A 12,658-nucleotide genomic window follows, 5' to 3' on the forward strand; every position below is an offset into this window, starting at 1 on the left:
AAAATACCTTTTATAGTAAAAACGCTTCACATGTCGTCTAATATTTTTTTATAACTTGTAACAATACCTTTAATAAGCGAGGAGCTAAAGCCTTGGTGTTCCATTTCATTCAATCCGGCTATCGTACAACCTTTTGGTGTAGTTACTTTATCTATTTCCTGTTCAGGATGTGTATTTTTTTGCAGTAATAATTCGGCAGCACCTTTCACTGTTTGTGCTGCTATTAATGAGGCAACTGATGCGCTAAAACCAATTTCAATCCCTCCCTGAATATTGGCACGAATGTAGCGCATGGCATAAGCTGTACCACAAGCGCCCAATACTGTAGCCGCATCCATCAATTTTTCTTCAATAAATACTGTTTTACCCAGCTTATTAAATAATTCGGTTACAAAAGCCGTTTGTGCAGCAGAAGCCTGAAAGGCACTGATACAGGTTAAACTTTGCTGAATGGCAATGGCTGTATTGGGCATAGCCCTGAAAATAGTAAACTGATTGCCAACCATTTTCTGAATATCCTTAATCCAAACGCCGGTTGCCACACTAATTAGAACATGTTTATTGGGTTGCAAAAGCGGTTGCAGTTGTTGTAATACTTCTCGTATTTGAAATGGTTTTATAGCAAAGATGATGTAGTCGGCAAAATGAATTGCATCACTATTGTTTGAAAATACATGCACGCCTTTTTCTTTGAAAGAACCAAGGGTTTCAATATTTCGTTTAGTAATACATAAGTTCTCGGGCAAAATAAAGCCACTGTTCAGCAGCCCTTCTGCAATGGCAGAACCCAGATTACCACCTCCTATAATTGCAATTTTTGCTTGTATTTGCATATTTATATGTTGAAATAAAAAATTAGTAGGATAAATACTTATGAATTATTTTAAGTTGCCTAATAAAATTTTTGTGGTTTAAGATAATGGCGCACATAATCATCCACACCCTTTTCTAAAGAATAAAAGGGTTGTTGATAACCAATATTTCTAAGTTTTTGCATATTGGCCTCGGTAAAATACTGGTATTTATCCCTAATATCTTCCGGCATATCAATAAACTTAATATCGGCTGTTTTATCCAATCCATCAAAAGTAGCAACAGCTAAATCATAAAAACTACGGGCTTGTCCAGTGCCCAGGTTGTAAAGTCCATTGTTTGTTGGCAACCATTTTTTTTGTAACATCTGCTTCATCATCCAAAAAATTACGGCAACAACATCTTTTACATATATAAAATCTCGCAGTTGTTGACCATCTTCAAAGTCGGGCCGATGGCTTTTAAATAGTTTTACAAAACTGTGTTGCGCAATTTGGTGGAAGGCATGAAAAATAACACTGGCCATTCTTCCTTTATGGTATTCATTCGGACCATATACATTAAAAAATTTCAATCCTGCCCAATAGGGTGGCTGCGAACCTAAAGTAAATGCCTGATGCAATGCCCATTTATCAAATTCATTTTTGCTAACGCCATATGGGTTTAAGGGCTTTAACTGCGCAACAACTGAGTGGTCATCATTGTAACCAAAACTACCATCCCCATAAGTAGCAGCAGATGAAGCATAAATTAAGGGCACTTTATGTGCAGTACAGTAACTCCAAACATCTTTTGAGTATTGTACATTGAGTTTTTCATGAACAGCATAATCAAACTCAGTTGTATCAGTTCTTGCACCAATATGCAGCAATGCGGCAACGTTAGGTTGATGTGTTGCCAGCCAGTCAAATAAAGAAAGTCTTTCTACAGTTGCTATAAATTTTTTATATTCCCAATTCCGGCGCTTGGTTTCCACGCCAAAATCATCTACCATTACAATGTTTTCAATACCGGTATCATTCAGTTGCTGCATCAAACAAGAACCAATAAAACCGGCAGCTCCTGTAACAATAATAATATCCTGATTATTTGCTGAAATTTTTGTTGCCATTATTGAATCAATTTTTGAATTGCAGTTTCATATATATTTTTCCATTCGTTAATCTCACCCCAGTCTTCATTGTTTACAGCAATGTTGCCTGCAGTTACCTTACCTAATTGATGTACGGGAACTTTATATTGTTGAGCCAATTGCTGTATGCCCGGCCATTGTGTTGCAGAACAAGTAATCACTGCTCTTCCCTGTGCTTCACCCAACCAAAACGCATCTGCACGAAGGTGTTCAAATCCTTCTGCACTTACCTGAAAGCCGAGTAAACGGTTAAATCCTTTTTCCAACAAAGTTGTAATCAATCCGCCTTCACTAATATCGTGCGCACTTTGAATGGAATGGTTTTTAATTAACTGCAACAAAAACTGCTGCATTAACAACTCTTCATCCAAATTAAAATAGGGAACATTCGAGAACTCGTGTTTTTTTAATTTATGCAAGTATTCAGATGAACCAATATCATTTACCTGTTTGCCAACTAAAACAATTACATCATCCGCTGATTTAAAATCTAATGTCATTCTGTTTTTAAAATCATCAATCACACCAACCATACCAATAGTAGGAGTTGGATAAACCGGACCATCAGGGTTCTGATTGTAAAAACTAACATTACCACCTGTTACAGGCGTATTAAATGCACGGCATGCATCGCCCATACCTTTAATGGCTTCTACAAACTGATAATACACTTCCGGATCATAAGGATTACCAAAATTCAGGCAGTTGGTAACCCCCAATGGTTCGCCGCCGGAACATACAATATTTCTGGCAGCCTCTGCTACAGCAATGGCACAACCTGTATAAGGGTCTGCAAATACATATTTGCTATTACAATCAACCGTCATGACCAACGCTTTCCCTGTGCCTTTTGCTAAAACTACAGCAGCATCGCTGGGTGCATTGGTACTGGCATTGGCAGTACCTACCATACTATCGTATTGCTCGGCCACCCATTTCTTACTTGCAATATTGGGTATTTGAATTAATTCAGTAACAACAGATTTTAAATTTGTTATATCTTTAATAGATTTAATGTCAAAGCTTTGTATTCTATTTAAATAAGCCGGTTTTTTGTATTCCCGTGTATATTGGGGGGCTCCGCCTCCTAAAACAAGTTCTTCTGCAGGAATTACAGCTTCCAATTTTCCATGATAATAAAATTGCAATAAGCCGTCATTGGTTACCTCACCAATGTTACTGGCACTTAAATCCCATTTATCAAAAACGGCCAATACCTCTGCTTCTCTTCCTTTTTCTACTACCAATAACATACGTTCCTGGCTTTCGCTTAAAAGTAATTCCCATGCTTTCATATTTTGTTGCCGGGTAGGTACTTTCTCTAAATCAATGCGCATACCCACTCCGCCTTTTGCACTCATTTCTGAAGTTGAGCAAATTATACCGGCTGCCCCCATATCCTGCATACCCACAATGGCTCCTGTTTCAATTACTTCTAAACAAGCTTCCAATAATTTTTTTTCCTGAAAGGGGTCACCTACCTGCACTGCCGGCAATTCTTCGGTACTATCGGCTGTGATATCTGCACTGGCAAAACTGGCACCACCAATTCCATCTTTACCGGTAGCACTACCTACAAAAAACACCGGATTACCAGTTCCTTTTGCAGTAGCACTAATCATTTTATCTGCCTTCATAATACCAACACTCATGGCATTTACCAATGGGTTGGTATGATAACAATCTTCAAAATATACTTCACCCCCAACTGTAGGAACGCCAAAACAATTACCATAATGGCCAATGCCTTTCACGACTCCTGAAAGCAAACGTTGCGTTTTTTTATCTTTTAAATTCCCAAATCGAAGGCTGTTTAAGGAAGCAATAGGTCGGGCGCCCATTGTAAAAATATCGCGCTGTATTCCACCAACACCTGTTGCAGCACCTTGAAAAGGTTCAATAGCAGAGGGGTGATTGTGGCTTTCAATTTTGAATACAACGCCGTACCCGTTTCCCATATCCATTAACCCTGCATTTTCTTCACCGGCAGCAACCAGCATCCTCCCTCCTTCTCTGGGCAGTGTTTTTAGCCATTTGATAGAGTTTTTATAACTGCAGTGTTCGCTCCACATGGCACTAAAGCAGCAGAGCTCTGTAAAATTGGGGATTCTTCCAAGTTTTTGTTGAATAAGCGCAAATTCATCTTCCGTTAAACGAAGTTGTTTTGCAGTAGTAACTGTTATTTCCATTGCTTAAATTGTAAGAATAACATTGGTGTGTTGTACCAACAATGTTGCAAAGGTAATAAAGAGCCGGTTGCCAGCAATTGAAAAACTGCTGCAAGGCACGACAAATTGAAAAATGATTCTATAAATAACCTATGCTGTATGCGAAGCAACTTGCTGATAGACTTCAATTAATTCAACATCATTTAATTCACTGCGCAGTTCATCAGACAGTAATGGAACCAATTGATGCAAATACCTGTCATTACTGCTTTTACCGGAAATGGTGTCTAACCAAAACATCTTGTTCATATACCTGCTTTTCAGCATGGTATAACTCCATACAATACTTTCTGATTCTGAAGACAGGCCATTTTTGGCAATGTCCATTTTTTGTTGAATCAATTTTTCTGAGAGTTTTACAACTAAACTCGCCAATCTAATTTTGGGAGAAAAAGGATGCTGTCTGAACCATGGTTTAATTAAATACATAGCTTTTGGTTTTTGCGGATGGATTTGGATAAAGTTATGTGCTTGAAAAAGTTTTATTTTCATTCACTTGTGCTAATATACAGATTTTGATGCAAAATACAACTAAGAAACTTTACCAGATTATTAAGAAAATTATTTACCAAAAACCAAGACAAAGTGTAAAAAGTACCTTAAGAAGCTAAAAGACTATATGTTCAACCATTTCTTCATCAGACAAGTAAGGGTTTAATTCATCGGCAATATGAACTAATTTTTTAAGATATCGTTCATTACTGCTGCAAGGAACCACATCTACCCAGTAGTCTTTGTACATGTAACGGCTTTTCAGCATACTGTAATTCCAAATAATACTATCTGAAACATCGGCAACTTTTCCAACGGGGCATTCGTATTTCTGCCAAATAATACGCTTAATACGTTCTGTAATAGCCAATATCAACTTTGCAAAACGTATTTTTTTACAAAACTGTTCTTTTTTAAACCAGGGGCGTAAGTATAACATAGTACGGCCAATTTTAATTTTTCAAAGAATTGGCATAGAAGTTGGTCATTAATTACCAAAATCAATGCCAATTCTATAAAATATTTATTTAATATTCATTTATAATAATCAGGTAAAAATTTAAACTACAACTATCACACAAACTATGCTACATCGGATTTTTCGAAGGAATTTGGGAATAAGAACAAACGAAGACAGTTCACCAAAAGCACATGCTCAAAACATTAGACCAAATATTTATTAAAAAAATATTTGTATTTCCAAATATAACGTCCATTCGTTTTATTTATTGTATCACAAGCCATATAAAGCAATGGGCCTTCAAACAATTGTCAAATAGCTGCATTTAGTACATTTTTGTAATTACTTTTAGCCTGCAATTATTTTAAATAAAATATTTTTTTCAAATGATAGCCGGCGATCCTACCATTTTACAAGATTTAGTTCGCGTAAAAATGCCTTTTGGCAAGTATAAGGACCGGCTTATTTGTGACCTGCCCATTGCTTATTTGGAATGGTTTGCCAGAAAAGGTTTTCCCAAAGGACGGCTGGGCATATTATTAGAAACCATGTATGAAATTCAGTTAAATGGACTTTCCCATTTATTAATAACTTTAAAAAAATAAAAAATCTTGCTCAATAATCAGCCGTTATCAATAAGTAATATATTTAAACAAAGTATTACAAAAGACACAAATACACATTATATTTATTGAAATGTTTTTATTTTTTGCATTTTAATGGAAAATTCATAAGCTAATTCGAAAATTTTTGCAATTTTTCTAAAAAATTACTTTTATTTTGTAGCTCAAAATCAAAAAAAATATGTCATTACGATTTCAGGCAATCAACAACCTTTCTAATCAGCCTGCCGATTTAGCGGTAGCAACCAGCAAAATTTCAGCAATTTTTGGCGAGAATGTGTTTACTTTAAAAACCGCCAGAGAATATTTGAGTGATGATGCATATAAAAGTCTTTTAGGCAGTATTAAAGGCGGCAAAAAAATAGACCGTGCTGTTGCGGCTTCTATTGCCAACGGAATGCGTGCATGGGCCGAAAGCAAAGGCGTTACGCACTTTACACACTGGTTTCAACCCTTAACCGGTACTACTGCCGAAAAGCATGATAGTTTTTTTACTTTAAAAGGAGATGGTACTGCTTTGGAACAATTTGACGGAGATGCGCTGATTCAACAGGAACCGGACGCTTCTTCTTTCCCAAGTGGCGGTTTAAGGGCTACTTTTGAAGCACGTGGATATACTGCTTGGGATCCTTCTTCTCCGGCTTTTATTATAGAAATTGGCCAGGGAAAAACTTTATGTATTCCTACCATCTTTGTCTCCTATACCGGCGAATCATTGGATTATAAAGCGCCTTTATTAAAAGCCTTAGAATCTTTAAATAAAGCCGCTGTTGATGTTTGTAATTATTTCGATAAAAATGTAACCAAAGTAACAGCTACCTTAGGTTGGGAACAGGAATATTTTGTGATTGATGAACGCCTTGCCAATGCACGTCCTGACCTGGTTCAATGCGGCCGTACCGTATTTGGAGCTGCACCGGCAAAAGGACAGCAATTAGAAGACCATTATTTTGGCTCTATTCCGGAAAGAGTATACCATTTCATGCGCGACTTTGAAAATGAGTGTTATAAATTGGGTATTCCTTTAAAAACCAGACACAATGAAGTAGCCCCCTCGCAATTTGAAGTAGCGCCTATTTTTGAAGAAGTTAGTGTAGCAGTAGATCACAATGCTTTATTGATGGATATTATGGATCGTGTTGCACGCCGCCATAAATTAAGAGTATTGATTCATGAAAAACCATTTGCAGGTATTAATGGAAACGGCAAACACAATAACTGGAGTATGGCTACCGATACCGGGGTAAACTTATTATCGCCCGGCAAAACGCCCAAAACCAATTTAATGTTCTTAACCTTTTTTGTGAATACCATTAAAGCTGTTCACGATTACTCAGATTTATTAAGGTCTTCCATTGCATCTGCTGGTAATGATCACCGTTTGGGCGCAAACGAAGCACCTCCGGCAATTATTTCTGTATTTGTTGGCCAATATTTAGCCAAAGTGTTGAATGAAATTGAAACCCGTGTAAGCGACAAATTTGACGAGCAGGATGAAGCCATTTTAAAATTAGACATTCACAGATCGATTCCTGAGTTGATGTTAGACAATACTGACAGAAACAGAACTTCACCATTTGCATTTACAGGCAATAAATTTGAATTTAGAGCAGTTGGTTCTTCTGCAAACTGTGCAAACCCCATGACTGTTTTAAATGTGATTATGGCTGAAACACTGCAACAATTTAAAAAAGATGTGGATGCATTAATTGAGAAAGGCGATAAAAAAGAAATTGCCATTATGCAAACCATCCAAAAATATATTGTTGAAAGCAAAAAAGTATTATTTGAAGGTGATGGTTACAGTGAAGCCTGGCACCATGAAGCTGAACGCCGAGGTTTACCGAATGTACCCACTACCCCATTAGCATTGGATGCTATGGTTACAGATAAAGCAAAGAAATTATTTGAAAAGAATGGCGTATTTTCTGTTGCAGAATTAGAAGCCAGACACGAAATTGAGCTGGAAAAATATATTAAAAAGGTACAGATTGAAGCCAGAATTATGGGCGATTTGGCACTCAACCATATTATACCCACAGCCATTAAATATCAAAATGAATTGATTCAGAATATTACAGGTTTAAAAGCAGCAGGTATACCGGAAAGCCAATATAAAAGCCAATTAGAAATTTTGAATAAAATCAGTGAGCATTTGCAGGTAGTATATGAAAAAGTACATGCACTGGTAGAAGCCAGAAAAGTTGCTAATAATATTGAAAATACAAGAACCAAAGCTATTGCTTATTGTACACAGGTGAAGGAAACGTATTTTGATGTAATCAGATACCATGTTGATAAATTAGAAGCTTTGGTAGATGATGAACACTGGAGCTTACCCAAATACCGTGAGTTGTTATTTTTAAGATAAAGCCTAAATTAATCCAAATTTTAACCCCAAAAGCCCTGTTCATTTTTTTGTTCAGGGCTTTTGAATTTAACCGCATTTTTATTCCTTTCGCCGAATAGAATAGTAATGTAATAAACCCTGTTGTAGCTTTAAGGTCGTAATAAACAAATATTAAAAACAAATAAACAAGATTGTATGAAAAAAATTTTTATTACACTAATTATTTTTACCGTTGGTTTTGCAGGTAAAAGTATGGCCCAGCGGATGGGCGGCAATTTTGATCCGGCACAAATGAAAGCCCGTCAGTTAGAGCAGCTGAAAGCCTCCAACTTACATTTAACCGATGTTCAGGCTGATTCGGTTGTTTCGATTAATATGGACATGATGCAGCAAACGCGTGGCATGCGTGATTTAAGTCGGGATGAAAGAATGGCCAAAATGAAAGCATTGAATGATTTACGAATGAAACGCTGGACTGCCGCTTTAAACAACGATCCGGCACTTGCACAAAAAGTAGCAGATTTTTATGAACAGGAACGCAAACAACGGATGCAAAACCGAAACCAACAATAATGCAACAGAATAAAAACTGATATTATTACCCCGCTTGTTTTAGATATGTTTCAAAAAAACCCTCTAAGAAGTTTAATCTTCCAAAGGGTTTTTATTTTTCATTCAGGCAAATCTTTTTTATTGCATTTTAAATGTTTCTAAAAACTTAGTTGTAAAGTTGCCACTCCTGAAATCTTCATTCTTCATTAATTGCAAATGAAAAGGAATGGTAGTTTTTACACCCTCAATTACATACTCACTTAAAGCCCTGTACATAGTATCAATGGCTTCTTCACGGGTTTGTGCAACGGTAATTAATTTACCAATCATAGAATCATAATAGGGGGGAATTACATATCCGGCATATACATGGCTATCCACCCGAACCCCGTGCCCACCTGGCGTATGTAAGGTAGTAATTTTTCCGGGCGATGGCCTGAAATCATTATAGGGATCTTCTGCATTGATTCTGCACTCAATAGCATGCATTTGCGGAAAATAGTTTTTTCCTGAAATACGTTCGCCCAATGCAATCTTGATTTGTTCTTTAATTAAATCGTGATTAATTACTTCTTCCGTTACACAATGCTCTACCTGAATACGGGTATTCATTTCCATGAAGTAAAAATTTCGGTGTTTGTCTACCAAAAACTCAATGGTACCAACGCTTTCATAATTAATGGCTGAAGCAGCTTTAATAGCTGCAGCACCCATCGCTTCACGCAATTCGGGAGTCATGAAGGGTGATGGGGATTCTTCTATTAACTTTTGGTGCCTTCTTTGAATGGAGCAATCTCGCTCACTTAAATGGCAAACATTTCCATACTGATCACCGGCTATCTGAATTTCAATATGGCGGGGTTCTTCTACAAATTTTTCCATATACACCCCATCATTTTTAAATGAGGCACCGGCTTCTGCTTTAGCGGTATTAAAAGCACGTTCCATTTCACTTTCTTGCCATACTTCACGCATACCTTTTCCACCACCACCTGCAGTTGCTTTTAAAATTACAGGATAGCCAATTTCTTTTGCCAATACTTTTGCTTGCTCTACACTTTCTAATAAACCTCCACTACCCGGAACTACAGGTACGCCAGCTTTAATCATAGTTTCTTTGGCAGTAATTTTATCGCCCATTGCATTAATCATTTCCGGAGTTGGCCCAATGAACTTAATGCCATGATCGGCACATATTTGAGAGAATTTTGCATTTTCTGCTAAAAACCCATATCCGGGGTGAATGGCATCTGCATTGGTAATTTCAGCAGCAGCCATTATATGAGGTATATTTAAATACGATTCAGAGCCTGCAGGTTTTCCAATACAAACAGCTTCATCGGCAAATCGAACGTGCAAACTGTCTTTATCAGCAGTTGAATAAACGGCTACAGTTTTAATACCCATTTCTCTACAGGTTCTAATAACTCTTAAAGCAATTTCACCCCTGTTTGCGATTAGTATTTTTTTAAACATTTTTTTTAAGTTGTACTGTTGAAAACAAATAAAATAATTGAACTACACTAATAGAACTGATTTTCAATGGATGAATTTCAGTAATTGATAGGATGTGCAGCTTTTGTAATTGAACAGATCAAAAACTTGGCTACATCAATACATCAACAATGATTTGGTAATAAATAATGCTTAGTTAGGTTCTACCAAAAATAATGGTTGATCATATTCTACAGGAGTACTGTCTTCCACTAACACTTTAACTATAGTACCTTTCACTTCACTTTCTATTTCATTAAATAATTTCATTGCTTCGATGATACATACCACGGTACCTACTTCAACTTCGCTTCCCACTTCTACAAAATTGGGTTTACCGGGTGCTGATTTTCGATAAAAAGTACCAATCATTGGGCTTTTGATAGTTAATAACTTACTTTCTTCAGTAGGCTTTGGAGTTGCAGGTGCAGCAGTGGGTGCAGGGGCTGGAGCTGATGCTACTACTGTGGGAGCAGCAGGCGGGGCAACATTGTATACTTGCTGTGGCGGTGCCGACATCGTAATTACCTGCTCTTCTTTTTGCTTGATGGTTACTTTACCATCTTTGTCTTCAATACTTATTTCTCCGATGTTGCTTTTATTAATAATCTTAATGAGTTCGTGAATTTGCTTTAAGTCCATAGTGCATATTTTTTGCTTAAAAAAGGGGTTTTTTAACTAAAAGTGGGGCAAAATAGCTAATTTTTGTTCAAATTAAGTCATTTTTTGGAATTTGATTTTTTTTCCTGTTCCAAACAAACCTTGTATAATAAAAAATAGCCCCGCAATTTGCGAAGCTATTTTTATTGTAACGTGAATTTATTCTTTTACGCGTTCAATATAATCGCCGGTTTTAGTATTCACTCTTATAAGTTCACCTTCTTCTACAAACAACGGTACATTCACAGTTGCACCGGTTTCAATGGTTGCAGCCTTTAGTGCACGGGTAGCGGTATCGCCTCTTAATCCGGGTTCGCAATACGTAATTTTTACAACAATTTTCTCCGGCAATTCTGCACCAATTGGTGTTTCTGTTTCGGTATTGATGTAAACAAATACTTCTGAACCATCCTTCAAAAACTGAGGTGCATCAATCATTTCTTCTGAAAGGCTAATTTGCTCAAAAGTTTCATTATTCATTAAATTATAACCACTATCATCTTTATATAAAAACTGAAAAGCTTTTTTTTCTACCCGAACAGGAAAAATATTTTCACCACTATTCCAGGTTTTTTCAATGGTGCGTTTATTATCTACACCTTTTAATTTTGCCCAAACTTTTGCAGCGGCACGTGCTGTTTTATTCTCTCCAAAATCAACAACACTGTAAAGGCTTCCGTCTAATTTAATGATTAAGCCGCGGCTGATGTCTGCTGTAGTTGCCATTATTCAATAATTTAAATAAAATTTAATTAAGGTTGCAAATGTAGGGATTGCTTGGAAAAATGCACAAAACTAATCATGAATTATCCCGGTGATTTTTTTATCTGCCAAAGTTTTCATGTAATTCATAAACCGGCATCATCTTATTGGGGCATAATTCATTATTTTTGCACATCTTTTTAATTTCAATTTTTTATTATGTCTGTATTAGTAAATAAAAGTTCCAGCGTTTTGGTACAAGGATTCACAGGAACGGAAGGCACTTTTCATGCCACGCAAATGATTGAATATGGCACCAAGGTTGTGGGTGGTGTAACACCCAATAAAGGCGGTACCAGCCATTTAGACAGGCCTGTTTTTAATACGGTAGCCGATGCTGTAAAAGCAACCCAGGCCAATGTAAGCATCATTTTTGTTCCTCCTGCCTTTGCTGCTGATGCCATCATGGAAGCAACTGAAGCAGGTATTGAACTGGTGGTTTGTATTACAGAAGGAATTCCCGTACAAGATATGGTGAAAGTAAAAAATTACTTACAAGGTACAAATACCCGCTTAATAGGACCCAATTGCCCAGGTGTGATCACAGCAGGCGAAGCAAAAATTGGCATTATGCCCGGCTTTATTTTTAAACCCGGTAAAATAGGCATCGTTTCAAAATCAGGCACTTTAACTTATGAAGCGGCTGACCAAATTGTAAAAGCAGGTTTAGGTATCAGCACTGCCATTGGTATTGGTGGTGACCCCATTATCGGCACCCCAACTGTTGAAGCAGTAAAACTTTTAATGAATGATCCTGAAACAGAAGGCATTGTAATGATCGGTGAAATTGGCGGTAGTATGGAAGCTGATGCTGCCCGTTGGATTAAAGAGAATGCAACCAAACCTGTAGTAGGCTTTATTGCCGGACAAACCGCACCTCCCGGTAGAAGAATGGGACACGCAGGTGCCATTATTGGCGGCGCAGAAGATACTGCTGCTGCAAAAATGAAAATTATGGCCGACTGTGGTATTCATGTAGTAGCCAGCCCTGCAGATATTGGCAAAACCATGGCTGCTGTTCTGAAAAAATAATACAATAGTAATCTATAGAATGAATCCTGCTTATGGCAGGATTTTTTTATTGCCCTATCA

General features: G+C 37.1%; 12 protein-coding genes. 4 read left to right on the forward strand and 8 right to left on the reverse strand.

Annotation, left to right across the window (positions count from 1 at the left end; all coding sequences use genetic code 11):
- Positions 1–26 precede the first annotated feature (26 nt).
- The 5 genes from proC to AC3QLY_RS16330 form a co-directional block, all read right to left on the reverse strand.
- Positions 27–833: a pyrroline-5-carboxylate reductase gene (proC, locus tag AC3QLY_RS16310; RefSeq protein WP_075051547.1), complete on the reverse strand. Its 807-nt coding sequence runs from the start codon at positions 831–833 to the stop codon at positions 27–29.
- A gap of 59 nt (positions 834–892) precedes the next feature.
- Complete coding sequence (gene rfaD / locus AC3QLY_RS16315) at positions 893–1,924, reverse strand: ADP-glyceromanno-heptose 6-epimerase (protein ID WP_288072315.1); 1,032 nt, start codon at positions 1,922–1,924, stop codon at positions 893–895.
- Positions 1,924–4,134, reverse strand: a complete 2,211-nt coding sequence (gene purL / locus AC3QLY_RS16320; RefSeq protein ID WP_218331450.1) for a phosphoribosylformylglycinamidine synthase subunit PurL — start codon at positions 4,132–4,134, stop codon at positions 1,924–1,926. The genes rfaD and purL overlap by 1 nt, the downstream gene beginning before the upstream one ends.
- Positions 4,135–4,263: 129 nt before the next feature.
- Entirely contained in the window at positions 4,264–4,602 is a 339-nt protein-coding gene (locus AC3QLY_RS16325) for a hypothetical protein (protein WP_143439235.1), read from the reverse strand.
- A gap of 178 nt (positions 4,603–4,780) precedes the next feature.
- Complete coding sequence (locus AC3QLY_RS16330) at positions 4,781–5,104, reverse strand: hypothetical protein (RefSeq protein WP_075051544.1); 324 nt, start codon at positions 5,102–5,104, stop codon at positions 4,781–4,783.
- Between the two features lie 407 nt (positions 5,105–5,511).
- On the opposite strand from AC3QLY_RS16330, the gene AC3QLY_RS16335 reads away from it, so the two are divergent.
- The 3 genes from AC3QLY_RS16335 to AC3QLY_RS16345 all read left to right on the forward strand — a co-directional run bounded on the left by AC3QLY_RS16335 (position 5,512) and on the right by AC3QLY_RS16345 (position 8,671).
- The gene (locus AC3QLY_RS16335; protein WP_218331378.1) at positions 5,512–5,730 is read left to right on the forward strand and encodes a DUF3820 family protein; all 219 of its coding nucleotides are present in this window, start codon (positions 5,512–5,514) and stop codon (positions 5,728–5,730) included.
- Between the two features lie 199 nt (positions 5,731–5,929).
- On the forward strand, positions 5,930–8,119 hold the full coding sequence (locus tag AC3QLY_RS16340) for a glutamine synthetase III family protein (RefSeq protein ID WP_075051542.1): 2,190 nt from the start codon (positions 5,930–5,932) through the stop codon (positions 8,117–8,119).
- A gap of 174 nt (positions 8,120–8,293) precedes the next feature.
- The gene (locus tag AC3QLY_RS16345; RefSeq protein WP_075051541.1) at positions 8,294–8,671 is read left to right on the forward strand and encodes a hypothetical protein; all 378 of its coding nucleotides are present in this window, start codon (positions 8,294–8,296) and stop codon (positions 8,669–8,671) included.
- A gap of 117 nt (positions 8,672–8,788) precedes the next feature.
- On the opposite strand, the gene accC is transcribed toward AC3QLY_RS16345, so the two are convergent.
- The 3 genes from accC to efp form a co-directional block, all read right to left on the reverse strand.
- Complete coding sequence (gene accC / locus AC3QLY_RS16350) at positions 8,789–10,126, reverse strand: acetyl-CoA carboxylase biotin carboxylase subunit (RefSeq protein WP_075051540.1); 1,338 nt, start codon at positions 10,124–10,126, stop codon at positions 8,789–8,791.
- Positions 10,127–10,297: 171 nt separating this feature from the next.
- Complete coding sequence (gene accB / locus AC3QLY_RS16355; RefSeq protein WP_075051539.1) at positions 10,298–10,786, reverse strand: acetyl-CoA carboxylase biotin carboxyl carrier protein; 489 nt, start codon at positions 10,784–10,786, stop codon at positions 10,298–10,300.
- Positions 10,787–10,963: 177 nt separating this feature from the next.
- The gene (gene efp / locus AC3QLY_RS16360) at positions 10,964–11,530 is read right to left on the reverse strand and encodes an elongation factor P (RefSeq protein ID WP_068242686.1); all 567 of its coding nucleotides are present in this window, start codon (positions 11,528–11,530) and stop codon (positions 10,964–10,966) included.
- A gap of 195 nt (positions 11,531–11,725) precedes the next feature.
- Here efp and sucD point away from each other — a divergent pair, with 195 nt between their 5' ends.
- On the forward strand, positions 11,726–12,598 hold the full coding sequence (gene sucD, locus AC3QLY_RS16365) for a succinate--CoA ligase subunit alpha (RefSeq protein WP_287100813.1): 873 nt from the start codon (positions 11,726–11,728) through the stop codon (positions 12,596–12,598).
- The last annotated feature ends 60 nt before the right edge of the window (positions 12,599–12,658 follow it).

The organism is Hydrotalea sp. GW822-HT8A01, from assembly GCF_058798575.1.

Excerpts from the sequence above, each read along its gene's own strand:
- proC (WP_075051547.1), bottom strand. The coding sequence starts at position 833 with ATGCAAATACAAGCAAAAATTGCAATTATAGGAGGTGGTAATCTGGGT.
- rfaD (WP_288072315.1), bottom strand. The coding sequence starts at position 1,924 with ATGGCAACAAAAATTTCAGCAAATAATCAGGATATTATTATTGTTACA.
- purL (WP_218331450.1), bottom strand. The coding sequence starts at position 4,134 with ATGGAAATAACAGTTACTACTGCAAAACAACTTCGTTTAACGGAAGAT.
- AC3QLY_RS16325 (WP_143439235.1), bottom strand. The coding sequence starts at position 4,602 with ATGTATTTAATTAAACCATGGTTCAGACAGCATCCTTTTTCTCCCAAA.
- AC3QLY_RS16330 (WP_075051544.1), bottom strand. The coding sequence starts at position 5,104 with ATGTTATACTTACGCCCCTGGTTTAAAAAAGAACAGTTTTGTAAAAAA.
- AC3QLY_RS16335 (WP_218331378.1), top strand. The coding sequence starts at position 5,512 with ATGATAGCCGGCGATCCTACCATTTTACAAGATTTAGTTCGCGTAAAA.
- AC3QLY_RS16340 (WP_075051542.1), top strand. The coding sequence starts at position 5,930 with ATGTCATTACGATTTCAGGCAATCAACAACCTTTCTAATCAGCCTGCC.
- AC3QLY_RS16345 (WP_075051541.1), top strand. The coding sequence starts at position 8,294 with ATGAAAAAAATTTTTATTACACTAATTATTTTTACCGTTGGTTTTGCA.
- accC (WP_075051540.1), bottom strand. The coding sequence starts at position 10,126 with ATGTTTAAAAAAATACTAATCGCAAACAGGGGTGAAATTGCTTTAAGA.
- accB (WP_075051539.1), bottom strand. The coding sequence starts at position 10,786 with ATGGACTTAAAGCAAATTCACGAACTCATTAAGATTATTAATAAAAGC.
- efp (WP_068242686.1), bottom strand. The coding sequence starts at position 11,530 with ATGGCAACTACAGCAGACATCAGCCGCGGCTTAATCATTAAATTAGAC.
- sucD (WP_287100813.1), top strand. The coding sequence starts at position 11,726 with ATGTCTGTATTAGTAAATAAAAGTTCCAGCGTTTTGGTACAAGGATTC.